We start from the raw sequence: 24,678 nt of genomic DNA on the forward strand, positions 1-24,678 counted from the left end.
TGACATTCTGTAAGTCTTGCCAGCCCTATTCTTATTTAGCGGTTTAGACGTTGTATTTGACGACTGTTTGGACTAAATAAAATTCTCTAAAAGTATCTTTTATGTACTTCAAGACCTTTCTAAGTCTAGATCAGTCTCCTTCAGATTCATCAACAGTATCCTCTGGTGAAAGCGGAGTTGATGCTGCAAGCAGGAATGGCCTGATGAAATTAAATTTGACTATATTGCTATTTAGTTATATATTGAAGATCAGCTTAAAATCGAATGATTAGTATCAAAGCTCAGGTCTTGTTTTATCTCTAGTGCTGCTTGCAGTGACCTATCTAGTACAACCCGCTTGCTCCAAGCCTATGGAGATTTAGAAGAAGGCTAGCCCCCTTCAACCTGCGCAACTTAATTAATTGAAATCCTTTTCAGACCGACCTTTGAGAGGTTTATATATGGCTCATATTGTTGTCATTGGAGCAGGATTGGCAGGATTGCCGACTGCCTATGAGTTGAGGTACCTGTTACCTAGTCAGCATCAAATTACCCTGATCTCCAATACCTCTAAATTCACATTTATTCCATCCCTTCCTTGGGTCGCGCTAGGGCTGATCCCCTTGGCTAAGATTCAGTTAGAACTGGAGGAGTTGGTGATTCAACAGGGAATAAGATGGCTCCCTGAAGCGGTGGTTCACCTGAATCCTCGGACTCAAACTGTTTATACAGATTCTCAGTCTTTGGCCTATGACTACGTCGTCATTGCCACCGGAGCCGAGTTAGCCTTGGATACGGTATCCGGCCTGGGACCAGAGCAGGGCTTTACCCAGTCGATTTGCAATCCTCACCATGCTTTAATGGCCAACAGTGCTTGGCAAAATTTTTTACAGAATCCGGGTCCTTTAGTGGTGGGGGCAGTGCCCGGGGCAAGCTGTTTTGGCCCTGCCTATGAGTTTGCCTTATTAGCCGATTACACTCTTCGCCAGCAAGGGTTGCGGGATCAAGTTTCCCTTACATTTGTGACACCGGAACCCTATGCGGGGCATTTGGGGATTGGCGGCATGGCAAATTCTAGCCAGCTCGTGACGGAGTTGATGGCGGCCAGAGACGTGGCAGTTTTGGAGAATACCGCCATCGACTCCGTCACATCTCAGGAGATTATTTTGGCCAATGGCGACGCGGTGCCCTTCCAGTACGCTATGTTGCTGCCGCAGTTTCGAGGGCCTGGCTTTGTTCGTGAGACAGCGGGGTTAGGGGATACCAAGGGGTTTCTGCCCATATTGCCCACCTATCAGCATCCTGTTTTTCCCTCAGTGTTTAGTGCAGGTGTTGTCACTCAATTAGCACCACCAGAGGTAACTCCGATAGCAATCGGGGTGCCAAAAACTGGACAAATGGTTGAAGCAATGGGGATGGCAGTGGCTCACAATATTGCCCTGGCCTTAGGGGCCATCTCAGATCAGCCTGTTACCCCCACCTTAGAAGCCATCTGCTTTGCAGACTTTGGAGATACAGGATTACTCTTTTTGGCGGACCCCGTTCTGCCTGATCCAGTGACGGGACGGCGACGCCGCGCCATTACCCTAGGGGGGCGTTGGGTGGGTTGGTTGAAAACAGCATTTGAACGCTATTTTCTAGCCAAAATGCGCTGGGGAGCTGCCGTCCCTTGGTTTGAGCGCTTGGGGCTTCGGGCCGCGGGTTTTTCTTTGTTAGAGGCCGCTCCTTCGACGGAACCTGACTCGGTACGCGAGGACGTCCTGATTCATTGAGAGCTGACGCGTTCTTTCAATAGGCATACATGTTGATTCCCCTGCAATGGATCAACTTACTCTGCGAGCTAGCGCTTTATGCTTTTCAGTTGACCAAGGGATTTCTAGCACTATCTCAGAATCTAAGAAAGGTAGATTTTTTTACCAATACTGCTGATATGGAGGGTATGGAGTCATTGTGATCGATGTTTTGACTCAAAGAATAGGGGCGAGGCCGAGACTTCCACGCTGGAGTGCTTTAGCATTGCTCTTGGCGGTATCAAGTGGAGCAGCCTGGTGGGTTTTTAATCTACGTCTATCCCGAGAGACACCGACGGTTGCTGCGCATTCGCCGATGGTCGTGAAGACTGCGATCGCAACTCGGCAACCCATAGCCATAGATCGGATCCTTACAGGCACCGTTGAATCATCTGAAGCGGTCACTCTGACCAGTCGAGTCATGGGCCAAATTCGGCAGCTGACGGTGCGCGAAGGAGATATCGTTCAAGCGGGACAACGGATCGCTGAAATCGATGTCCGCGATATTCAAGCCCAACAGCAGCAAGCAACTGCGGCGATTCCTCAAGCGCAATCAGCAGTCAGTATTGCCCACTCAGCGAAACTGACCGCCCAAGCGCAAAAAAGTCAGGCCCAAGCTCGTGTCCAAGAGGCTCAAGCTCAACTGACCGAAGCGCAAGCCGAACTCGCAGATGCCCAACTCCATCAACAAAGGATGGTGATGCTAAGGCGAGAAGGAGCGGTGAGCCAATCTCGTTTGGATGAGGCGAATACGCGCTTGTCGGTGATTCAGGCTCGTATCAGTCAAGCGAAAGCCGGACTGACTCAATCCCGCACGACGGTGAGGCAAGCCCAGGCTGCCGTGGTTCAGGCCCAAGCTCAAATCCGTCAAGCTCAAGCCCAAGTTGAACAAGCTCAGGCTCAAGTGAAACAAACTCAAGCCAACCTTGACTATGGGACTGTGATTGCCCCCTTCACAGGCGTGATCAGGCATAAATACACCGAAGTGGGGGCAATGGCAGGTCCCGGCGAATCAATTGTGAAGTTAGAACGCAGCGGTCATCTGAGACTGAGTGTTGATGCTCCTGAATCTCTGGTAGGCCAAATTCAACGAGGCAAATCCGTCTTAGTTCAAATCGACGCGCTTAATCGCCAGATCGCAGGCCGCATTAATCAAATCATCCCTGCTGCTGATCCCAGATCTCGAAACTTCACCGTTAAGATCGCCTTGAAGCCAAACCAAGACTTGCTACCAGGCATGTTTGGTCGATTACAGTTCAGCTCCATTACTCGTCAAAATGCTGCTGCTCGCCAGGGTCTCATGATTCCTGAAGATGCGATAGTCAAGCAATTTGGCATCACAGGGGTCTTCAAAGTCGTAGGCCAGCAGGCTCAGTTTAATCCTATTACCACGGGACAGATTGAGGGCAAAACAGTGGAGGTCTATTCAGGACTAGAGAGGGGAGATCGCATCATTGTCAATCCCAGCCCCAAACTTGAGAACGGAACGGCTCTTCAAGTGAGTTAGAGAGGGAGAAAGTGATGCACCCATCCCATCGAATTCTAGTCGGCAGCCTTATTGCCTTGTTAATGCTTAGTTTTTAGTCCCCATTAGCCCGAACTCAGACCCATGCAACAGAAATCGCCCATGTAGTTATAGAAGTTGAGTCAATAGATATCCTACGTTCCCATCTGACGTCCACCTTAGAAAGACAGACTAAAGTACCAACGCTGCGAACTTATAACACAATCATGTGGGTCGACCCCCACCCTGACAAACCATCTACTCCCAAAGGAGGTTATTCAAATGAAGTGGATTCATTTGTTCATATCGATTGCCCTGTTGACTAGCACGATATTTATGGCTCCAGCCTATGCCCAAAACACGTCCTCCGACTCTGCTTCTGTCAATACTGTCAGCATCCGAAGACCTCGGCACTTCAACCCCGCCATTGTTGAAACTCTCAGTGGCAAAATTGTTCGGGTTGATCGGGTTGCTAGTCCAGGTCGTCGATCTGGAAAGGGGGTACATTTATCTCTGCAAACGTCTGAAGAAACTGTGGATGTTCATTTAGGACCCTCCTGGTATCTGGATGAACAGCAATTGAATCTCAAATCTGGCGATCCGGTCGAAGTCACTGGCTCCCGAGTCACTGATGCCAGCCCGCCCGCGATCATTGCCACCCAAGTGAAATCAGGGGATACCGTTCTCAACCTCAGAGATGAAAGCGGTCAGCCTACCTGGAGAGGTATGGAGTGAGGTAGGAACCTTTAAAAAAAATTATTTTACATGATGAGGTTAACCTAATGAGCGACCTTTTTTCCCCTACATGGATGCAGGCTTATCTCAATCAATGGAATGCTGAACCCGAACTGGCCTCTGCCTTAGCAACCATTCATTTTAATTCCACAATTGCTTATGGGTTTAAGGATGTAGCTATGCCCAAAGGGGTGTTGACTAGCGAAAATGGACGGGCGATCAAAGCCAAGCCTTACATCGATCAACCTTTGAACTGGGACTTGCGAGCCACTCCAGAAGACTGGCAAAAATGGCAATCCAATGGCTTAAGCATGATGGGGCTAAGCATGGCCTATATGAGCGGCAAGCTCAAGTTTGAGGTGGGCGATTATACCTCAATCATTAAAGATCCACGTATGGTGGGGCCTTTCCTGATGTCTTTCTCTGTTATGGGTCGGGTATTGAGCCACGCCTAAAGATACTTCTTAATTCTCATCGGTACTCATCTCTTCGAAATTAAAGTCAATGAATACTCAGAATAACCTGCCACCAAAAGCTCTCTTGGATATTCCTCCCGGATATCTGAACATCATGGGATATGTTGACGAATCTGAAGTGAATGGTCCCGGTTGTCGAGCTGTCATCTGGATGCAAGGGTGCCATCGGGCCTGCCCTGGTTGTTTCAACCCTGACTCATGGTCGTTTGAAATTAACCAGTTAATCGACGTAAAATCTTTGGTCCAGAATGTTCTCAGCAATCCGCGCCATGAAGGCGTCACTTTTTCTGGTGGAGAGCCCTTCTGGCAAGCTCCTGCCCTCATTGAACTCGCTCATCAAGTCAAGGCTGCTGGATTAAATGTGATGTCATTTACGGGATTTACGTTGGCTCAGTTACAGGCAGACTCGGCACCCGTCGGTGCCCAAAATCTGCTGGACCAGTTGGATATCCTCATTGATGGCCCATATATCGAAGTTCTCAAAATTCACTCCCCAGATTCGCCTGTTGCATCCAGCAATCAGCAGGTTCATATCTTCAATCCATCTCTCCAAGACAAAATCACGTGGGCGAGTGACCAGCTGGAGATTCATATTCAACCAGACGGAAGCCGAACCTTTACGGGGTATCACGGCCAGTTGCTCGGGTCTTAATGAATATCCTGACAGTATCTCTGGGAACAGAAATCTCACTCTAGGAGGACAAAGAGTGCTGCCGAGTATTCCATTGAAATGATTGCTACGACCGTCCAACCTGACCATCCAGTCCACCACTATTAATGTCCATCGCTTATTAGAAGACTTAACGGGGACTCAGCAGATAGCTCGAGATCTCGTCCTTCAAGAGACCAGATGTGGCCATCATTTATGCTTCAGCACTCAAGTGACTCAATAGCCAGCAACGCAAAGCTATCAAAAAGTCTATCGCCCTTAAGAAAGGCAAATGACACACGATTCGTTCGAATTTAGGTTCCAACCCTAGAAACGGCGCACTTACTTCTGAACTGATTTGGAAAAAGACATGAATACACTTCCCCCCCTTCGCATTGGTCAACATATAGCTCGCTATCCCATTATCCAAGGAGGGATGGGCATCCGTATCTCTGGGGCTAAACTGGCGGCTGCTGTCGCCAATGCAGGTGGTATCGGTATTATCTCTGCCGTGGGTTTAGGACTAAATTCCCCCTACTTTGACCCCAGCCAGAAAGCAGGACGGCAACGACGAGAGCAATTTTTTACAGCTAATCGATTGGCCCTTATTGACGAATTAAACCTCGCCCGTTCCCTCAGCCCAGAAGGCATCATTGGCATCAACATTATGGTTGCTGCCAATGATTATGAGACTTTGGTTCGCACCGCTGTCGAACATGGAGTCAACTTAATTATTGCGGGCGCAGGATTGCCCCTCGGATTGCCTGCTTATACTCAGGCTCACCCCGAAGTGGCGCTGGTGCCAATTGTGTCCACTACACGAGCCGCTAAACTCATCTGTCAAAAGTGGCAGCGCCAACATCACCGCTTGCCCGATGCCTTCATTGTTGAAAATCCCCAGACGGCAGGGGGGCACCTCGGGGCCAAACTAGAAGATCTCAATAGCCCTCGCTTAGCAGCGAAACAGGTGATTCCTGAACTTACAAATTATCTCCAATCGGAAATTAGTGAAGAGATTCCCGTAATTGCAGCGGGTGGTGTCTGGGACCGAACGGATATTGACTGGATGCTAGCGTTGGGGGCCAGTGGTGTGCAGATGGGGACGCGTTTTATTACCACTAATGAATGCGATGCCGATCGCCGCTACAAAGAGTTTCACCTTCACGCTCACCCTGAAGATGTAGTCTTAGTGCCTAGCCCCGTAGGAATGCCGGGACGAGCGTTGCGAAATTCTTTTGCTGAACGAGCAATAGCCAATTCTCCTGATTTAGAGAAGCGTTGTCTGACCAGTTGTTTGCATGTTTGCCGCTGTCGAGATACCCAAGAGACCTACTGCATTGTGAGGGCATTAGATAGGGCTTCCCAGGGCGATGTCGAAAATGGCTTGATTTTTGCTGGATCCAATGCCGGACGTGCTCAGCAGATCATTCCCGTCGCTGAGTTGATGCAAGAGCTAACAGCATCCCTTTAACTCCGTTCCTTATCCTTAGTCCGATTGCACTCATAACTAAAGAGACCGATGAAGCTCAATAGAACCAACCTTGAACAACGTTTAGACCATCTCTATGATGTCATTGTCGTGGGGGGTGGGGCAGGCGGTCTATCTGCAGGAATCTATCTACAGCGATTTCGCCTCTCCAGTCTGATTATTGACAAAGGTAAGGCTCGTTCATCCTGGATGCAGTCATTACACAACTATTTGGGACTGCCACCGGATACGTCCGGTCGAAAACTACTGCAACAGGGAAAAAAACACTATGACTCCTTGGCGGGAGACTTCCTCGATGGTTATGTCGAAGAGGTCACTGACGCGGAGAACATCTTTGAGATCCAAGTTAAGGTGGGTCGTCAAAACAGCCGCAACGTCAAGTTTTATTCTAAATATTTGATCGTCGCCAGCGGCATTATTGATCATCTGCTGCCTTTGGAAGATATGCAAAATGTTTATGACTATGCGGGGTATAACCTTCATGTCTGCATGGTTTGTGATGGCTATGAAATGACCGACAAACTTTGTGGCTTCTTTGCAGGTAGTGAAGCCAGCATTGAAGAAATGGTGTTTAACCTCAGTTGGTTTACGCCCAAGATCACCATCTTTACCCATGGCCTATTTGAGGTGAGTGGTCAGATGCGCAGCCAATTACAAGAGTATGGATATCGTTTGGTAGAAACCCCCATCCAGAAATTTTTAGGTGAGAACCACCAAATGACGGGTGTAGAGTTGGTGAACGGTTCAGTCATTGAATTGGAAACGGGGCTAATCTCAATGGGGGCTCGCTATCACAACACCTATCTTCAGGAATTGAGCTTAGAGATGAAAGGCGGTAACTTAGTCACTGATAAATTGGGTCGCACCTCCCATCCTCGGATTTTTGCGATCGGAGATTTAAAGGTTGGTCTGAATCAAGTGGTAGTCGCAGCAGGGGATGGTGCTTTGGCCGCCACTCAGATTTGGAGAGAGATTCGCAAAGATATTGGTCCTAGAAAATGGCTGATGAATCTCAAGCTTCCGACATAGATGGCTTGAATAAATTGTCGTCTCAAGGTACTGGTTAAGGCCATACTGGTTGAACCAAGACTCATTTATCGATTTTGACAGGCGAGCAATGATTAATCTGAATAAACGAGTGAAATTCTCCAATGCCATCGCCTAGGTTCAACATCTCCAGGTAGTAAAACAGCAGCTTCAACTCCCAGTGACTCTGGCCCGAATTGACCGCTTTGATTTACTTTTTCTTGATAATGTTGGCGATGTCAAAAAGTTGGATTTTGAAACCTCAGTGCTGTTTGAGTAGATTGCTCATCAGTATAAGCGGTGCTCATTTCTGATTATCGCTAACTATCCTTTCTCGGAGTGGGACATTATCTTCCGTGACTCAATGATGATGGTAGTTGCTGTAGATCGCCTTGTTCATCATGCCTTAATTATTGAGATCAAGGCTGAGAGCTATCATGTCAGATACAGATGATCGGTATGAAACATTCCAAGACTTCGTTAGAGTAGGGAGCATCACCCAAATCAGCGACTACCTGGCCAGAGGAGAAATTGATATCAATAAAACAATCTGGCCTAACAGTGAAACCCCTTTAGAGATTGCTGCAGAGAAAGGGAGAGATAAAATTGTTCCTATCCTTCTCTCCGCAGGGTTTTCGCCAGATTCAGGGAATACAGATCCGCCACTCTATTGCGCAGCAGGAGAGGGTTTCTTGGAAATTGTACAATTGCTGATTGAAGCAGGCGCTGATGTCAATATCAGAAGTTCTGATGGACTGACTCCACTTATGTCTGCCGCCGCTGGGGGATACTTGGATGTGGTTAGGCTGCTAGTTGAGTCTGGAGCTGGTGTGCAGTTTGAAACAGAAGATGAAGAAACGGCATTAAGCTGTGTTGAAATGAACCAGCATTTTCAGAGGCTGTTTGAGAAGTGAGTAAAGCTCTCAAGGTACTAATCTGTCAATACACAAACACTGGACAGGACCTAGAGAGCAATGCCTACAGCATATGATAGCGACCTCACCACCCTGCAATGGGAATTACTTGAGCCTTTGATTCCTGCTGCTAAACCTGGAGGTAGACCTCGCACCACTGATATGCTCAGTGTTCTCAATGCCATTTTTTATCTCGTGGTTACAGGTTGTCAGTGGAGACAACTACCTCATGATTTTCCCTGTTGGTCAACGGTCTATAGCTATTTTCGAAGGTGGCGCGATGATGGGACTTGGAGTCAAATCAATGAACATCTACGCATGCAAGTGCGGGTGAGTGAAGACCGTCATCCCAGTCCCAGTGCCGCTATCTGCGATGCTCAATCGGTCAAAGTCGGCAATCCTCGGTGTCACTTGATTGGGTTTGATGGTGGGAAAATGGTCAAAGGTCGTAAACGTCATGTGCTCGTTGATACTTTAGGGCTGGTTTTGATGGTGATGGTCACTGCTGCCAATATCTCTGACCAACGAGGGGCCAAAATACTGTTTTGGAAAGCTCGACGCCAAGGTGCGAGTTTGTCCCGTCTAGTTCGGATATGGGCCGATGCTGGCTATCAAGGACAAGCTTTGATGAAGTGGGTAATGGACCGTTCTCAATATGTCTTGGAAGTGATCAAACGCTCAGATAATCTAGCGGGGTTTCAGGTTGTTTCCAAACGATGGATTGTAGAACGGACGTTTGGATGGTTGTTGTGGTCTCGACGTCTTAATAAAGATTATGAGGTGCTGACTAGGACGGCTGAAGCGCTTGTTTATGTGGCGATGATTCGACTCATGGTTCGAAGGCTAGCGCAGGAGCACTAAAACTTCTCAAACAGCCTCTCAGATTGTGAGCTATTTGAATGGGCAAAGATGACAATTACAATCGCTCTCAATTGGTGACCAGAATACAGATGAGATGCCTTCAAATGACTCTGAATCCTTCCTCGGGCGTGAAAGGGGCAGGGGCGGATCGAGAATCGACAAAGATCCAAATACTGATCATCACCTGAGAGGAAGATTCATCTATGAAAGGTTATATAGTTATATAATTGTACTGATAGCCTTCTTTTTAGTTTAATTTCCTCATGTCCGACATTGTTGATAAACAAGTTTCTCCAGAAGTACTCGTAGCTGTGGCTGACTATTTTAAGGTTCTTTCAGAGGTCAGCCGCTTGCAGATCCTCAGCAACCTTAGATCAGGCCCCATGACGGTTAATGATCTGGTGGATGCGACAGGTCTTGGACAGGCCAATCTTTCCAAACATTTAAAGGTGTTGACTCAGGCGGGTCTTCTCTCCCGCACCCCCAGTGGCGTCAGTGCTTACTATGAGATTGTCGATCCACTGGTGTTTGAACTGTGTGAATCAGTGTGTGATTCCATTAGCGATCGCTTATTGCAGCAGGCACAGAAATTTAATCAATTCAAATCCTTCAGCAAATCGTCATAGTACTGAACACGCAAGGGATTAACTGCGTCCAACCCTCACGGTTTAAACTGTGAGGGCTTTCTCTTGTTGACCCGTTCGTGAAGCTCAGGAGAACCGTAATCGATGCAGTCCCTTAACCAGCTGATGGAGTCCTATGCTGCCGGACAGCGAGACTTTGCCCACAGCCAACTTCTCGAAGCAGAAATTGTGAAGGCTGATTTGGCAGGTATTGATCTGAGTCGGGCGGATCTGCGGCAAGCTCGGCTTGGACGTACCAATTTCAGTCATGGAACGTTTAGGGAGGCAGATTTAAGTGAAGCCCTGCTATGGGGGGCGGATTTAAGCGGGGCCGATCTTAGCAGCGCAGTATTGCGCGAAGCTGATTTGAGTGGGGCTAAATTAGTCCAGGTTAATCTGGCCAAGGCCAACCTCTACAAAGCCAGCCTGTGTGGGACTAATCTAAGGCAGGCCAATCTCACGGAGACCATTTTGTATGAGGTGGATTTAAGACCTTCCTTGGATCAGGGAACCGATTTGGGGGAGGCCGATCTGACCAATGCGGAGTTGAATTATGCCCATCTGAGTGGGGCAACGTTGGCCCACGCTATCTTAGTGGGGGCTAAACTTTGCCGCGCAAACTTGAGTCAGCAAGGATGGGGGGGACAGGTGCCGACGGATTTAAGGGGAGCTGACCTCCAACAGGCTGATTTGAGCTATGCAGATTTGCGTGGTGCTTGGTTACAAGAGGCCAACCTCCGCCGAGCGGATTTAACGGGGACCGATTTAGGGGGTGCCCAATTGACAGGGGCCATTATGCCGGATGGGCGGACTTATACCTAAGCGCTGGAACGTTTGAGGTTTAGTGAATTTCGTCACGCAGGTGTTCCGCATTGAGGGGTGCAATCAGATAGAGACGTAGAAAATCTCCAATGATGCCTAATAGGTGGGGGGCTTTACGTAGCCACTTGAGTAGTTTGGGGGGATTCGCTGCGTCAATGGCTTTGAGTTGAAGGTTGCGATCGCTACAACGATGCAGTCGAGGAAAAAACTGAGGATGGTCCACGTTGAGGTACACCGGGAAGGCTCGCGCGGCGGTTTCATTGGTTTTTCGAATCACTTCCGTATCAAAGTCCGTGGGGTCGAGGCCCAACATTTCATAGAAGGTATGGCGCTCCTGCACGGTCAAAGAATGGGTGACAAACACCGTGAGTAGAAAGAAGCGACTCCACAATCTCGATTTCCAGGTATTCCACAGTTGGGGTTGAGATCGCACCAATGCCTTAAAGATATCGCCATGACGATTTTCATCCTGACACCAGCTTTCGAAGTAGTTAAACAAGGGATAAAAGTGATGTTCGGGGTGCTGTTCTAAATGCCGATAAATAATGATGTAGCGCCAATAACCAATTTTTTCAGAGAGATAAACCGTATAGAGCACCCATTCAATGGGGAAAAAGGTGTAAGTCCGCTGTTTCGTAAGCTTGCCTAAATCCAGTGAGAGCTTAAAATCCCCCATGGACTTATTGAGAAAGCCTGCATGACGCGCTTCATCCCGTGCCATTAAGCTAAAAATCTCTGCCAGTAACGGGCTTTTCCCTTTTAGTCGCCGGGATAATTCCTTAAAGAGTAAAAACCCTGAAAATTCAGAGACGCAGGATCGCTCCAGATAGTCTAAAAATGCTTCTCGCTCTTCACCTGTGATGTGATCCCAAGACTGCTCAAAGGCGTCATCTCGAACAAAGTGGAAACGGTTATAGTCGGCCTTCATCTCCGCCAACATCGCTTCTAAACCGTCTGCTTGGGCGGATAAATCTAACGCTGCGGCCTTTTCAAAATCGGTGATGTAGAAGCGAGGAGTCAAAATATTCTCTTGAACATCCTGCTTGACAACAGACGGTGAGCTGGGTTGAGGGGCGGTTTGAACCATGGGGATCTGCTCTCTTATGCTCTAAAGTGGAGTGCTAAATAATTTTATAGCCATGAAGTAGTTTAAAGGGGTATTTACAAGAAACACCTTGCATTATGGTTTTTTAATAAAAAGAGACATGGCTTAAAAGTCCTTTAAACAGAACTTATGGTGTGGGTAGACAATATTTCGGTAAAAATTTTTGCTATTTCAATTAAACAACCATATAGTTATTATTAAATTACTCTTATTGAACTGTTCCTTGAGTAATTTAGGTCTCAAACCTTTGTGATGACAGGAGTGCCTAGTGCACACCCATTTGCCCAGGAGGTCAAATTCGTTATGAGCTGTAATTTAGCCTGTGCCCTCCGTCAAGGGACCCAGCATGCCCACGTTCTTGCTGAGAACACAGCCCTGATGAAGGCCTGGATGAAGGGCATGGTCGCCTTAGACGCGTTTCGAGAGCTACTGGTGAACCTCTATTTTGTCTATGGCAGTTTGGAGCAGCAGCTCTATTCCCATCAAACTCATCCAGTCTTGGGTCAGATTTACTGGCCTTCTCTGAATCGTCAGGATAATCTGCGTCAGGACTTGGTGTATTTTTACGGCCAGGATTGGCAGCAGCATATCCGTCCTCGGACAGCGGGTTTGCAATATGCGGCTCGCATTGGCGTTGTAGGTCTTACGGCTCCAGAACGGTTGGTTGCTCATGCCTATGTTCGCTATATGGGAGATTTATCGGGAGGACAACAGCTTCAAAGAATTGCTCGAACCGCCTTATCGTTACCCCTCAAACAAGGGACACGATTATACGATTTTGAGGATTTGCCTTCCGTAGAGGCCAAAAAGCGATTTAAACAGCGCTATCGGGATGCTTTAAATCATTTACCCATTGGACCAGAGACAGTTCAGCAGATTGTGGAGGAAGCGAATCTCGCCTTTCGGCTGACTTGCGACTTGATGCAGTCCCTAGAAGCCGATTTGCAAGCAGCTCTGGGAGAAGAAGCGTTCCAGTCCATTCTTCAAGGGAATCGTCCTCCCCTCCATCCTGCCCGCCCCTCCGTGGCCTGATTGACAGGAAGCAAACCGTGACATACCAGACCCGCCGCCCATTGTTGGGAGAGGTGGGCTACCATCCCCCACTATTACTGAATAAGGTCAGTCCCCTATGGAATTACTGTCTACAGTTCGCTGCGATCTCGGATTACTGAATAAGTATGATCAACCCTTGCCGCGCTATACCAGCTATCCACCCGCCACAGAATTTAGCTCCGAATTGACCCCTGAGCGGTTCCAGCAAGCCCTGGCAAAGGGAAATGATCAGCAAATTCCCCTATCCCTTTATTGCCATATTCCTTTTTGCGAAACCCCTTGCTTTTTTTGTGGGTGCAATACGGTGATCACTCAGCGTAAACAGGTGGCCGATCCCTATCTGCAATACCTGATCCGGAATATTCGGCAAGTGGCTGAACAAGTGGGAAGCGATCGCAACGTTCACCAACTCCACTGGGGGGGAGGAACGCCTAATTATTTAAGTTGGCCCCAAATTGAGCTGCTCTGGAATGCCTTGCAAGATGCCTTCTCTTTCGATCCGGCGGCAGAAATATCTATTGAGGTGAATCCCTGCTATATCGATCGCAACACGGTATTTTTTCTGCGAGAGCTGGGGTTCAACCGGATTAGCTTTGGCATTCAAGATTTTGATCCGCAGGTTCAGATTGCTGTCAACCGGATTCAGTCTGAGGAACTGCTGTTTAACGTGATCAGCTGGATTCAAGAAGCGGACTTTGACAGTGTAAATGTGGACTTAATCTATGGCTTGCCCCATCAGACGGTGACGACCTTTGCCAACACAGTACAAAAAACGATTCAGCTTAATCCTGACCGGATTGCTGTGTTCAACTTTGCTTATATGCCCCAGTTAATCCCCGTCCAGCGCCAATTGCCTGCCCATGCCCTTCCCCACAAAGCAGAAAAGCTAGAGATGTTGCAGCAGACCATCGACCAGCTGGAGGGCAATGGATATCGCTTTATTGGGATGGATCATTTTGCTAAACCCAAGGATGAGTTGGCTTTAGCCCAAACAGCAGGACAGCTACACCGAAACTTTCAGGGATATACGACTAAACCGGAGTCGGATTTACTGGGTTTTGGGCTCTCGGCCATCAGTATGCTCCAGGATGTTTATACCCAAAACCATAAACGCCTCAAGGATTATTACCATGCCTTAGACACCACCCCATTCCCCATTGCCAAAGGGGTGGGGTTAAGTGAGGATGATCAGGTGCGTCGAGCTGTGATTATGGAACTGATGTGCCAGTTTCAGCTGTCGCAGGTAGCGCTTGAAGAAAAGTACCAGTTGAAATTTGACCCAGATTTTGAGCAATATTTCGCATCTGAAAAGACTGCCCTGCAAGCGTTGGCAGCAGATGGTCTGGTGGAGTTATCTCCTAATCAGATTCAGGTGACACCCACTGGACGCTTACTGATTCGCAATATTGCAGCGGTATTCGATATCTATTTACAATCTCACGCTGATCAACGTTTCTCACAATCGATTTAGCGAACTATACCGATTGGATTTCAGAGAGGCTGGTGCTTTCAGGAGACATGGCGCTAATATGAGCTGATCCAGCGTTTGGACCCTCATAAATGGCATCTCAAGATTGGCAGGTTTGCGATCGCATCTTGGAATTGCGATCTAAATGGCTCACCCTGATCAGCGAACAATGGCAAACTGACCAGGGACAACGACTCGAATATTGGCGGGTTGAAAAAGCAGATTCAGTCATTGTGTTGCCCTTGCTGAATCAGCAGCTGATTTTGGCATCGCCGATGTATCGCCCAGGGGTGCACACTCAGACCCTAGATTTTCCTGGAGGACGGCTTGCTGAGGGGCAGTCGCCGAAGGATGCAGCGATGGTTATTCTCCAACGAGAGTTGGGAATTGATGCCCACGATTTAAGGTCTATCACGCCTGTGAATCACCAGGGATGGGCAATCAATAGTTCTTTCTCGAATCAATATCTCTATGGGGTTGTGGCTGAACTGCATCCCCAAACTCAGCTGGATCCTGAGTATGTGGGGGCCACTTATGATGTTTCCCGTGCAGGTCTGCAGTCGTTGCTAGATGTTCTGCTTTGCCTCCAATGTCGGGCTATTCACCTAGAGTGGTCCCTGTATCAGCCGATATAAGAATCCATAAAAAACTGGAATAAACCATTGAATGCACTTGGATAGTTGGAAAGAATCAACTTAATGCAGGACACTATACTGACCTATGCCTTGCCCTCCTAAAATAGCTGCCATATAAATCATCTATTTCATCAAAAAAAATAAAATTGTTAAATATGTGAGATTACACTTATTCCAAAAATATTTGAAAGATCTAATATGTAGAACTTTTGCATAATAGATAGATAGCGGCCTGTCAATAAATCTACCTATTTTGTGCTTGCAGCTTATTGAGATATCAATTTCAGCTGCCTCAACCTCACAAAAGATTGGAAAATCATAAGGTATAGGAATAGCTCAATGACTGTCCATTCGCATCTCTAGAGAAGGGCAAGGTTGAAGATATGACTGAAGACTTTGTAACCTCATCGCCTCAGCATTCACAGTCCTGGCAGCAAGCCATTCTAGATAGTGCCGATTTCGTTATTGTTTCAACAGATATTAATGGGTTAATTCAAACCCTAAATGCAGGAGCATTAAAACAATTTGGCTATTCACCTGAGGAAATCATTGATAGAGTCACCCCAATCATCTTTCATGACCCAGAAGAAGTCGAGCAGCGGGCGCAAGTCCTCTCCCATGAGTTGGGCCATGCCATTGAACCAGGTATGGAGACCCTTATCGTCAAAGCACGTATGGGGATGGTCGATGAAAATATCTGGACCTTGATTCGCAAAGATCACAGTCGGTTCCCCGTTCGCTTATCTGTTACAGCACTTAGGAATGATTTAGGCCATTTAACAGGGTTTCTCGGGATTGGCAAAGATATTACTGCGCAACAAGCTGCTGAAGCCTCTCTAGTCGAAAGCGAAGCGCGATTCTCAGCCGCGTTTCAAAATGCTCCTATAGGCATGGCTTTAGTGTCTCCCAGTGGTCAGTGCCTAAGAGTGAATCATGCCCTAGCTCATTTACTGGGATATCCCCAAACCAAACTGATGGATCTCATCCTCACTGAGATGATCCATCCCAAAGATCGATCCATAGAAGAAACGAACCGACTACGACTTGTTGCAAGAGAGATTGGCAACTACTGCTTAGAGCTACGCTGTCTTCATCAGCAGGGGCATGAGGTATGGGTTTTGATGAATGTATCTCTGGTCAATGGCCAAGAGGTTTACCCTCCCTACTGCATTGTCCAAGTACAAGATATTACCAGGCGCAAACAAGCAGAAGCACAACTCCAGCGCCTCAACGCCAATCTGGAGCAACTGGTTGAGGAACGGACTCGCCAACTCAAAGAAGCGATTGAAACCACTGAAATCGCCAATCAAGCCAAAAGCCGATTTATCGCCAATATGAGCCATGAGTTTCGCACGCCTCTCAACGGCATCATGGGTTTTAGTCAACTCTTGCTTCAAGATCGTCGCATTACGTCAGATCAGCAATCTAACCTCAATGTCATCCTTCGCAGTGGTGAGCACTTACTCTCGCTGGTCAACGAAGTCATTACCCTCTCCAAGATTGAAGCAGGAATGCTTGCCTATGAGTCCAAAGATGTCAATCTGCACCATCTTTGTGAGGGGGTGGAAGACTTATTATCCCTACAGGCGAATTCCAAAGACATTCAGTTTCAAATTCATATCGCTCCTGACGTTCCCCAATACGTGAGAACAGATGCTAAAAAACTACGGCAAATCTTGATTAACTTACTGGGTAATGCCTTGAAGTTTACGAAACGAGGCAGTGTCGTGTGTCAGGTGCAGTGGCGGCCTTCGGCACCGGAGCGCTCTGCCCATGAATTACATTTCATCATTCAAGATACAGGTCCAGGGATTCCTGGGCATTTACTACCTCAACTTTTTGAACCCTTTGCTCAAGACCCGTTGAATCGTGAGACATTTGGTGGCATTGGCTTGGGGCTAACCATTTGCCAAAGATTTATCCATCTGATGAAGGGGGACATTTCCATTGAGAGTGTTGAGGGGCAAGGAACAACCGTTAGTTTTTACATTCAAGTTGAATCAGGTGAGCCTGTTCTAGAACCAGCAATATCTGAGACAACCGTTGAGGGTCTTGCAGAGAATACTCCCTCCTATCGCGTTTTAGTCGTAGAAGATTATCCTGATAACCGCGAGATTTTGCTCATGATGCTTGAAGTAGTGGGGTTTGAGGTCAAAGAGGCTGTGAATGGCCAAGAGGCAGTGGACCTTAACCGAACATGGCAACCCCATTTAATTTGGATGGATTTACAGCTGCCTGTATTAAATGGCCTGGAGGCTACTCAATTAATCAAATCCCAGAATCCAAATCCACCTGTCATCATTGCCATCACCGCCCAGGCGCTGGAATCTGACGAAGTGAAAGCGCTCAAAGCTGGGTGCGATGACTATCTTCGTAAACCCTATCAAGCCGCTCAAGTTTTTGAGAAAATGGCTCAACATTTAGATATCACCTATCGTTATAAAACGTCCAATTCATCTCATACTTCAGCAGATCCGATTTCTCTCTCGGCAGATGAGTTAGCCAACATGCCCCCTTCCTGGATACAGCTTCTGTATGATGCTGCCATTATGTTGGATGAAGATATGCTTGATCTCTTGCTTAGAGACATTCCTGATGACCAGCACTCCCTTAAATCTTCTTTGGAGTATCTAATGGCCACTTATCAATATGACGTCATTATGGAGAAGGCTCAAGCGGTTTTGAGATAGTTAACGACGTGCCAACCTTTGGTCAGGGACTACGCGGGTCAACAAAATCTAACAATGGGAAAATCTGTGAGCATTGCTGAGCTGTTCTGGGTGTCAGAATATAGAATGCACAGAATACCCAACACTCAGTGAACCCGAATATCCTAGCGGCCTGGTAAAACGTTGAGACTTTCCTCAATGTCCGTTTGAGACATAATTATGATGGATCTGCTTTTGGATATGGCATGAGATCCAGCCACAGCTCCAAAGAAGATTGCTGTTTGGATGCTGACGACAGCCACTTGCATCTGTAACCTACTTTTTGCAGGTGCAATAAACGCCAAATGAGGGCTTAAAAAGGGCTTGAATTACATTGAATAATCATCAAAATACTGATCAAAGCCAGAAAACGGCTTTTTTCGGTTTATTCGAATTTATCGTTATTGATAATTACAGTGAGTGAAATTTCAAGATCTGGTGGCTAACGAAGTATCAGCCTTTGAGGTTTCATGCATTTGTCAGGCGTTGTCAAGTTCTAGCATCACGCTGTCTGGTTTATTCCCAAAACGTTGAGTACCTGATTGCTCTGTAAACATTGATCAACTGCTCATTGTCTTCAAGCCGATGGTGCTTTGAATTATCCTACCTGCAGCCAACTCACTATCAGCCTGTGTGCATAACGCTCTTTATATAGCTAAATAGATATATGGCTATATAATTTAATTAGACTGAATTGCGATTCCTCTTCGTTATGGTCCACTCCTCTGTTGTTGCTCCGTCGCATAAATTGAGCCTTGTGGGTCGGATTACGGCTTACTTTATCAACTCTCAAGTGACGGTTTTGCTGATTGCTGCCCTTGTTCTGTTTGGAGTTGGGGCAGCCGTCTTCACCCCGCAAGAAGAAAATCCTCAAATTGTGGTTCCAGCGGCTGAGGTTATCCTGCCTTATCCCGGTGTTTCTGCGGAGGTGGTAGAGAATATGGTCACTAACCCCATAGAGGCTAAGTTGCGAGAACTCACAGGAGTGGAGCATCTCTATTCCGTCTCCCAAAACTCAGGGGCCAAAATTACTGTGCAGTATTTTGTGGGGGAAGACTGGGAAGATTCTCTCTTCAAACTGCAAAATCATCTCTACAATCATCAAGATCTACTGCCCCCAGAGGCGTCCTATCTCGTCAAACCAGTGATTATCGATGATGTTCCTATTGTGACCCTGACGTTGACAGGGAAAGGCTATACCGATAACCAGCTTCGTCGAGTGGGAGAGCGACTTCTCAATGATTTACGTAGTATTCCAGACACCGCCAATTTGACGATGGTGGGTGGGAAACCCCGTGCCATTCGGGTGGACTTGGACCCCGATAAACTGGCTAGTTATCGCCTCTCCCCTGCTCAGATTAGTCAGCAACTCCAGGTGGAGAATGTCCAACTGCCCACGGGGGATGTATCTGTTGGAGAAACCCGCCTATTTTTAGAAGGGGGCAATCTGTTTCAGTCTGCCGCAGATGTGGGGGAGATTATGGTGGGCTTTGGCACTGCCACGGATCAGGGCCATCCCCGTCCCATTTACCTCAAAGATGTGGCGGCGGTCGTGGATGATTTTGGCGATCTCACCACGGTATCGCGAATTCATTATCGACCAGACTGGGATATTGCCAATCCCTATCCAGACCCCAGCAGTCAGGCTCAAGGGGAATTTATCACCCAGCCTGCGATGACGATTGGAATCGCTAAGAAAAAAGGCACGAATGCGGTTACCGTTGCCCAGCAGATTTTTGATCGAGTGGATGATCTCCAATCCCAACTGCCACCGGGGGTGCAAATTGCCGTTACCCGGAATGATGGTCAGACCGCTGCCAGGGCCGTCGGCGATCTCTACCAAAGTTTGCTGATCGCCATTGCCACTGTCGTGGGGCTACTTGTGATGTTCCTGGGGTGGCGGGAAGCTGCCATTGTCGCCTTTGTGATTCCCCTGACCTTAGCGGGGACACTAGCCGTAGGCTGGTTAGCGGGACAGACGATTAATCGTATTACCCTGTTTGCCCTGATCTTGGCCTTGGGGACGTTGGTGGATGATGCGATCGCAGTTACCGAGAATATTCACCGCCACTTTGAATCTGTGCTGCCATCTGACCGACGGCAGAAAACGGCTGCCGCCATTAGCGCTGTTAATGAACTGGGCACCCCGATCCTGTTATCGACAATCACCGTTATATTGGCCTTCTTACCGATGAGATTTGTGACGGGAATGATGGGACCATATATGGGACCGATTCCCTTTAATGTGCCGGTGGCGATGCTGATTAGCACAACCCTAGCCGTAACGGTGACGCCTTTTTTAGCCCTACGTTTAATTCAGCTACAGCCCCACTCAAAGACATTGCCCAGTATTCAACAGACCCGCATTTATCGCGGCTATCGCTGGGTGATGGCTCCCCTCCTTGACTCCGCGTCCCGACGACGATTTGTATTGCTGGGGGTGACGGGATTACTCTTAGCAACAATGATCTTACCCCTGACTCAGGCGGTGCGGTTTCGGATGCTGCCGAAAGCCGATAAAGATACCTTCCTGGTGCAAGTAGATGCCCCCTTGGGGACGGAGTTAGCGACCACCAATCACCTGGTTGAAGATTTAGAGGCTGTCCTCCAACAAGAGACTGACATTACTCATTTTGAAACCTATGTCGGTACGGGGTCACCCCTTGACTTCAATGGGATGCTGCGAGGAGCCACAGATCGCCAAGCCGAACATTTTGCCGATATCCGGGTCCATCTCACGAATAAAGACGCTCGATCGCGCCAATCAGAAGCCATTGTCTTTGCCCTGCGTCCCCAGTTAGAACAGATGGCGACACGCCATAATGCCCTCGTCAAGCTCGTGGAAGATCCCCCTGGTCCTCCGGTTCGCTCAACGATGTTGGCGGAAGTGTATGGTCCTGACTATGGGCAACTGCGGGCATTAGCCAAGCAAGTGCGACAAGTCTTTGCCCAAACTGATGCCGTGGTGGATATTGACGATTCAGTTAAAAATCAAATGCCCCAAATGCGACTGGTCGTGGATCGAGAGAAAGCCCAGCGAGCAAGATTGGCAACCCAAGAGATTGCTCAGACGTTACGGGTTGCGATCGCAGGTGCCCAAGTCTCCACCCTGAAAGTTGCCGATGAACTGAGTCCCGTCGGCATCCAAGTCCGCTTTGCAGATGCCAATCGCCAGAGTATGGATGACCTGCATCGGATTCAACTGCCCACTGCCAACGACGCTTTAGTGTCCCTCTCAGAACTGGTGCAGTTTCAACCTACCACCGTCGATCAACCTATTTTCCATAAGGATCAGCGGGCCGTCAGCTATGTGATGGGGGAAATGGGCGATCGATCGTCTGTGTATGCTGTCATCGATCAATTGGTCTACTTTTGGCGGCATCCTTTACCCCAGGGTTATTGGATTCAGTGGGATGGTGAATGGAAGCTTACCCTGGATGTGTTTAGAGATTTAGGCTTAGCCATGCTGGTGGCAGTCCTACTGATTTATCTGATTCTCGTCGGTCAGTTTCGCAGCTTTAAGGTGCCCTTGATTATTCTGGGCAGCATTCCTCTCGCCTTAATTGGAATTTTGATTGGTTTTTCCCTCAACGGCGTCTACTTCAGTGCCACAGCCATGATTGGGGTGATTGCCTTAGCGGGAATCGTCGTCCGCAATGCCATCGTCTTGCTAGAGTTCGTGGGGGATAAATTGCGAGAAGGGACTGACTTGAAGCTGGCTATTCTCGAAGCAGGGGCGACTCGTTTTCGCCCCATCCTTCTCACGAGTGTCACTACGATGTTAGGCACCCTCTCCATCCTCAGCGATCCAGTTTGGTCGGGATTAGCTTGGACACTACTTAGTGGAATGCTAGCGTCATCCCTGCTGACCTTAGTTGTGATTCCACTCATGTACTACGGTGAATGTCGGAATCCTGATAGTCTCACCAACCCATAACAGGAGAAGTTAAGCTGTTTCATGAGCAAACATTGCCGTAGTGGACGTCTAGAGAGAAATGGTTCGGTACGGTCCAAACAAGGGCAACACTTTTGAATTGACAGAATGAATTAAAACTACAATCAGACATAGGCTTTAAGAATTTATCTACTGCAGAAAGTGTCACCCAAATTTCTTTGACGTTGAACCGTACTGATTGAAAAGCTCAGGTTCTAAGCTATGGATGGGTTGATCTTGGCAGCAGGGAATAGAGCATCGGGACCCATGATGCGGTTCAGGGCGATTTTGCTCATCTACCCATTCATAAAACGTCAGGGCATGACCATCACAAAAGGTACAGCCATGACATTTTGTAGGAACAGGGGCTTGCCGCACCCGACCCTTACGAATCAGTTTATGGATCATCGCCTGTAGGGCTTGGCCTTCAATATGGAAATGTTGCTCCATCTCGGCCAGAGAAACCAGATGACCGTTATGGATAAAGTCTTGAACGTCCTGCAAAATCATAACGGTCATCCTGCAATGTTTGATACGAGCTGGGCTTTAACGCCTACCTGCGGTTACTTTTGGTCTATTAGTGCTTTTGATTGGACTAATGGAGATGGTATTTCGCTGAGTACCGAAGCTTTTCAAAAGACCAATCACTGCAACCATCACCACTACTCCGCCTCCAATCCAAACAGTAGAGAACCCAGGATGCTGGGCGAATGTAGCCATTTGGTAAAACATGGTCGCCACCCAATAGGCCAAGCCAGTCGTCCAAGCCGCGACCAAGGCCGTCCAGCCTAAATTGGTTTCTCGGTAAACCGCTCCAGTTGCTGCGACACAGGGAAAATACATCAGCACGAACAAGAGATAGGCAAAAGCCGCCGTTGAAGTACCAAACCGCTGAGCCATTTGGCCAAAGGTACTTGTGGAGAGTTCTTGTTCCTCAGCCACTGCACTCTGATCTTGGACATCACCAACATTTAATCCCAGCGGATCGAGCAATTGATTCCCCAAACTGACTATATTGGTCGGGATGCTAACAAAGGCAGCCTGAAGATTCTCACCCAAATTAAAGGGAGGATCTGCCTCGCTGGGTGCTGCTTCTTCGGCCAGTTGACCGTAGAGCGAATCCAACGATCCCACCATGGCCTCCTTAGCAAAGACACCTGTAAAAATACCCACCGTCGCTGGCCAATTCTCGGCTTGAACGCCCATAGGGGCAAACATAGGCGTAATGGTTCGACTGCTGGCTGACAACACTGAGTTTTGGCTATCCTGCTGACCAAAGGAGCCATCAGTGCCAACAGAATTTAAGAAGGCCAGAACCATCACCATCAGCACAATCATCTTGCCCGCTTTCAGCAAGAAGGTTTTGAGGCGATCCCCAGCCCGCAGAAAAACCCCTTTAATTTTAGGGATGTGATATGGGGGTAATTCCATTACCAGTGGGGATGCTTCGCCCTGCATAATCGTGTTTTTCATTACAAACCCGGTAAAGACGGCGGCAGCGATCCCAATTAGGTATAGGCCAAATACCAAATTCTGACCATTACGGGGAAAAAAGGCCGCTGCAAACAGTGCATACACAGGTAACCTGGCCCCACAGGACATAAAGGGATTCATCATGATTGTCATCAGGCGATCGCGTCGGTTTTCCAAAGTTCGAGTCGCCATAATTGCCGGTACATTACAGCCAAATCCCACCAACATGGGAATAAACGATTTACCCGGCAAGCCGACAAACCGCATCAGCTTATCCATCACAAACGCGGCTCTGGCCATATAGCCTGAATCTTCTAGCAACGCCAGAATCAGAAACAGCAGACCAATTTGGGGGATAAACGTCGCGACGGTTTGGATGCCACTCCCCGCTGCGATGATGATACCCGTGAGCCAGCCCGGTGTGCCAATGGACTCAAGCCAAGTTTGAGGCGCATCGACAAATAGTGTCCCCACGGCAATATCGAAAAAGTCGATAAAGGCCCCACCGATATTAATGGCAATGAAAAACATCAAATACATCACCACCAAAAATAGGGGAATGCCAATCCAGCGATTGAGGACGACCTGATCAATCTGATCCGATTTGGAGTGACTGACCTGATGGGTTTGTTGAACCGCCGCTTGCATCAGACTGCGGATATAGCCATAGCGGGTATCCGCCACCAAAATATCGATATCCTCATGCAACAACTGGTGAACTTGGCGACGATGTTTGGCAATGATTTGCTCAAGCTGCTGTCCCTGCAACTCTGGGGCCACCCGATTTTCATATTCCAGCAACTTCAAAGCGGTCCAGCGAGGCGCAATTTTAGAATTATGCCCCTGTTGTTGGACGATCGGCTCTAGCTGATGGATGGCATCCTCAATCACTGCAGGGTAAGTGACAAAGGTAGGATGATTTTTCGGATCATCAACATAGCTATTAATAATATCTTTGATTTCGTGGATGCCCTCTCCTAGAAACGCACTCATGGTACTCACGGGGCAGCCTATACGTTGGGATAGCACCTGCGCATCAATGTCCAAGTCGTGATCCTGAGCAATGTCCATCATATTTAGGGCAACCACCATGGGCAGTCCCATTTCCATGATTTGGGTGGTGAGGTAGAGATTTCGCTCCAAGTTAGAGGCATCGACAATATTCAAAATTAAATCGGCCTCGGTGGACAGTAGATAGTCGCGGGCAATCACTTCGTCTAAACCCGTACTGTCATCTTCGCCATCTAGGGAATACACCCCAGGCAAATCCACCACCGTCGTTTTGGTGCCATTGTAGTGATAGTGTCCCGTTTTCTGATCAACGGTCACCCCTGGCCAATTACCCGTTCGCTGGTTCGTTCCAGTTAAATCGTTAAAAAGAGTGGTTTTACCACAGTTTGGGTTGCCAATTAAGGCAATGGTCGGTGTTGACAT

General features: G+C 48.0%; 20 protein-coding genes. 17 read left to right on the top strand and 3 right to left on the bottom strand.

All coding sequences use genetic code 11. From position 1 onward, the window contains the following. Positions 1-440 precede the first annotated feature (440 nt). From AM1_RS01965 to hetL, 12 genes are all read left to right on the top strand, one after another. On the top strand, positions 441-1,751 hold the full coding sequence (locus AM1_RS01965) for an NAD(P)/FAD-dependent oxidoreductase (RefSeq protein WP_012161115.1): 1,311 nt from the start codon (positions 441-443) through the stop codon (positions 1,749-1,751). A 250-nt stretch (positions 1,752-2,001) separates the two neighbouring features. Continuing rightward, a complete protein-coding gene (locus AM1_RS01970; RefSeq protein WP_238549140.1) occupies positions 2,002-3,276 on the top strand; it encodes an efflux RND transporter periplasmic adaptor subunit in 1,275 nt (424 codons plus the stop codon). A gap of 279 nt (positions 3,277-3,555) precedes the next feature. After that, positions 3,556-4,008: a hypothetical protein gene (locus tag AM1_RS01975; RefSeq protein ID WP_012161118.1), complete on the top strand. Its 453-nt coding sequence runs from the start codon at positions 3,556-3,558 to the stop codon at positions 4,006-4,008. 47 nt (positions 4,009-4,055) lie between these two features. Further along, on the top strand, positions 4,056-4,463 hold the full coding sequence (locus AM1_RS01980; protein ID WP_012161119.1) for a hypothetical protein: 408 nt from the start codon (positions 4,056-4,058) through the stop codon (positions 4,461-4,463). A gap of 49 nt (positions 4,464-4,512) precedes the next feature. Next, positions 4,513-5,136 carry a 4Fe-4S single cluster domain-containing protein gene (locus AM1_RS01985; protein ID WP_012161120.1) on the top strand — a complete coding sequence of 208 codons (624 nt, stop codon included), beginning with the start codon at positions 4,513-4,515 and terminating at the stop codon, positions 5,134-5,136. Positions 5,137-5,503: 367 nt separating this feature from the next. Continuing rightward, entirely contained in the window at positions 5,504-6,604 is a 1,101-nt protein-coding gene (locus AM1_RS01990) for an NAD(P)H-dependent flavin oxidoreductase (protein ID WP_012161122.1), read from the top strand. Between the two features lie 48 nt (positions 6,605-6,652). Then, positions 6,653-7,651, top strand: a complete 999-nt coding sequence (locus tag AM1_RS01995; RefSeq protein ID WP_012161123.1) for an NAD(P)/FAD-dependent oxidoreductase — start codon at positions 6,653-6,655, stop codon at positions 7,649-7,651. A 313-nt stretch (positions 7,652-7,964) separates the two neighbouring features. Further along, complete coding sequence (locus AM1_RS44365) at positions 7,965-8,102, top strand: ATP-binding protein (RefSeq protein ID WP_390610032.1); 138 nt, start codon at positions 7,965-7,967, stop codon at positions 8,100-8,102. After that, complete coding sequence (locus AM1_RS02000) at positions 8,086-8,562, top strand: ankyrin repeat domain-containing protein (protein WP_012161124.1); 477 nt, start codon at positions 8,086-8,088, stop codon at positions 8,560-8,562. The genes AM1_RS44365 and AM1_RS02000 overlap by 17 nt, the downstream gene beginning before the upstream one ends. A gap of 60 nt (positions 8,563-8,622) precedes the next feature. Beyond that, positions 8,623-9,423, top strand: a complete 801-nt coding sequence (locus AM1_RS02005; RefSeq protein WP_012161125.1) for an IS5 family transposase — start codon at positions 8,623-8,625, stop codon at positions 9,421-9,423. Positions 9,424-9,686: 263 nt separating this feature from the next. Continuing rightward, a complete protein-coding gene (locus AM1_RS02010) occupies positions 9,687-10,049 on the top strand; it encodes an ArsR/SmtB family transcription factor (RefSeq protein ID WP_010481444.1) in 363 nt (120 codons plus the stop codon). A 102-nt stretch (positions 10,050-10,151) separates the two neighbouring features. Then, entirely contained in the window at positions 10,152-10,868 is a 717-nt protein-coding gene (gene hetL / locus AM1_RS02015) for a heterocyst differentiation pentapeptide repeat protein HetL (RefSeq protein WP_012161126.1), read from the top strand. Positions 10,869-10,887: 19 nt separating this feature from the next. Here hetL and acsF read toward each other — a convergent pair whose 3' ends face one another. Continuing rightward, positions 10,888-11,955, bottom strand: a complete 1,068-nt coding sequence (gene acsF, locus AM1_RS02020; RefSeq protein ID WP_012161127.1) for a magnesium-protoporphyrin IX monomethyl ester (oxidative) cyclase — start codon at positions 11,953-11,955, stop codon at positions 10,888-10,890. A gap of 321 nt (positions 11,956-12,276) precedes the next feature. Between acsF and AM1_RS02025 the strand changes: the two genes are divergently transcribed. From AM1_RS02025 to AM1_RS02045, 5 genes are all read left to right on the top strand, one after another. Next, positions 12,277-13,005: a biliverdin-producing heme oxygenase gene (locus tag AM1_RS02025; protein WP_012161128.1), complete on the top strand. Its 729-nt coding sequence runs from the start codon at positions 12,277-12,279 to the stop codon at positions 13,003-13,005. A gap of 97 nt (positions 13,006-13,102) precedes the next feature. Beyond that, positions 13,103-14,497, top strand: a complete 1,395-nt coding sequence (hemN, locus tag AM1_RS02030; protein WP_012161129.1) for an oxygen-independent coproporphyrinogen III oxidase — start codon at positions 13,103-13,105, stop codon at positions 14,495-14,497. A gap of 89 nt (positions 14,498-14,586) precedes the next feature. Further along, positions 14,587-15,129 carry an NUDIX domain-containing protein gene (locus tag AM1_RS02035; protein WP_012161130.1) on the top strand — a complete coding sequence of 181 codons (543 nt, stop codon included), beginning with the start codon at positions 14,587-14,589 and terminating at the stop codon, positions 15,127-15,129. 383 nt (positions 15,130-15,512) lie between these two features. Continuing rightward, the gene (locus AM1_RS02040) at positions 15,513-17,819 is read left to right on the top strand and encodes a PAS domain S-box protein (protein ID WP_012161131.1); all 2,307 of its coding nucleotides are present in this window, start codon (positions 15,513-15,515) and stop codon (positions 17,817-17,819) included. A 730-nt stretch (positions 17,820-18,549) separates the two neighbouring features. Next, positions 18,550-21,774 carry an efflux RND transporter permease subunit gene (locus tag AM1_RS02045; RefSeq protein ID WP_012161133.1) on the top strand — a complete coding sequence of 1,075 codons (3,225 nt, stop codon included), beginning with the start codon at positions 18,550-18,552 and terminating at the stop codon, positions 21,772-21,774. A gap of 162 nt (positions 21,775-21,936) precedes the next feature. Here the strand turns inward: AM1_RS02045 and AM1_RS37450 are convergent, their stop codons facing one another. Together AM1_RS37450 and feoB are read right to left on the bottom strand one after the other, a co-directional pair. Beyond that, entirely contained in the window at positions 21,937-22,281 is a 345-nt protein-coding gene (locus tag AM1_RS37450) for a FeoC-like transcriptional regulator (RefSeq protein ID WP_012161134.1), read from the bottom strand. Between the two features lie 36 nt (positions 22,282-22,317). Continuing rightward, positions 22,318-24,678, bottom strand: a complete 2,361-nt coding sequence (gene feoB / locus AM1_RS02055) for a Fe(2+) transporter permease subunit FeoB (RefSeq protein WP_012161135.1) — start codon at positions 24,676-24,678, stop codon at positions 22,318-22,320.

It is taken from the genome of Acaryochloris marina MBIC11017, from assembly GCF_000018105.1.
GTDB lineage: Bacteria > Cyanobacteriota > Cyanobacteriia > Thermosynechococcales > Thermosynechococcaceae > Acaryochloris > Acaryochloris marina.

Excerpts from the sequence above, each read along its gene's own strand:
- AM1_RS02035 (WP_012161130.1), top strand. The coding sequence starts at position 14,587 with ATGGCATCTCAAGATTGGCAGGTTTGCGATCGCATCTTGGAATTGCGA.
- AM1_RS02005 (WP_012161125.1), top strand. The coding sequence starts at position 8,623 with ATGCCTACAGCATATGATAGCGACCTCACCACCCTGCAATGGGAATTA.
- AM1_RS02040 (WP_012161131.1), top strand. The coding sequence starts at position 15,513 with ATGACTGAAGACTTTGTAACCTCATCGCCTCAGCATTCACAGTCCTGG.
- AM1_RS02000 (WP_012161124.1), top strand. The coding sequence starts at position 8,086 with ATGTCAGATACAGATGATCGGTATGAAACATTCCAAGACTTCGTTAGA.
- AM1_RS01980 (WP_012161119.1), top strand. The coding sequence starts at position 4,056 with ATGAGCGACCTTTTTTCCCCTACATGGATGCAGGCTTATCTCAATCAA.
- AM1_RS01975 (WP_012161118.1), top strand. The coding sequence starts at position 3,556 with ATGAAGTGGATTCATTTGTTCATATCGATTGCCCTGTTGACTAGCACG.
- AM1_RS37450 (WP_012161134.1), bottom strand. The coding sequence starts at position 22,281 with ATGATTTTGCAGGACGTTCAAGACTTTATCCATAACGGTCATCTGGTT.
- AM1_RS02045 (WP_012161133.1), top strand. The coding sequence starts at position 18,550 with ATGGTCCACTCCTCTGTTGTTGCTCCGTCGCATAAATTGAGCCTTGTG.
- hemN (WP_012161129.1), top strand. The coding sequence starts at position 13,103 with ATGGAATTACTGTCTACAGTTCGCTGCGATCTCGGATTACTGAATAAG.
- AM1_RS01965 (WP_012161115.1), top strand. The coding sequence starts at position 441 with ATGGCTCATATTGTTGTCATTGGAGCAGGATTGGCAGGATTGCCGACT.
- feoB (WP_012161135.1), bottom strand. The coding sequence starts at position 24,678 with ATGTCAACACCGACCATTGCCTTAATTGGCAACCCAAACTGTGGTAAA.
- hetL (WP_012161126.1), top strand. The coding sequence starts at position 10,152 with ATGCAGTCCCTTAACCAGCTGATGGAGTCCTATGCTGCCGGACAGCGA.
- AM1_RS01985 (WP_012161120.1), top strand. The coding sequence starts at position 4,513 with ATGAATACTCAGAATAACCTGCCACCAAAAGCTCTCTTGGATATTCCT.
- acsF (WP_012161127.1), bottom strand. The coding sequence starts at position 11,955 with ATGGTTCAAACCGCCCCTCAACCCAGCTCACCGTCTGTTGTCAAGCAG.
- AM1_RS02025 (WP_012161128.1), top strand. The coding sequence starts at position 12,277 with ATGAGCTGTAATTTAGCCTGTGCCCTCCGTCAAGGGACCCAGCATGCC.
- AM1_RS01990 (WP_012161122.1), top strand. The coding sequence starts at position 5,504 with ATGAATACACTTCCCCCCCTTCGCATTGGTCAACATATAGCTCGCTAT.
- AM1_RS01995 (WP_012161123.1), top strand. The coding sequence starts at position 6,653 with ATGAAGCTCAATAGAACCAACCTTGAACAACGTTTAGACCATCTCTAT.
- AM1_RS02010 (WP_010481444.1), top strand. The coding sequence starts at position 9,687 with ATGTCCGACATTGTTGATAAACAAGTTTCTCCAGAAGTACTCGTAGCT.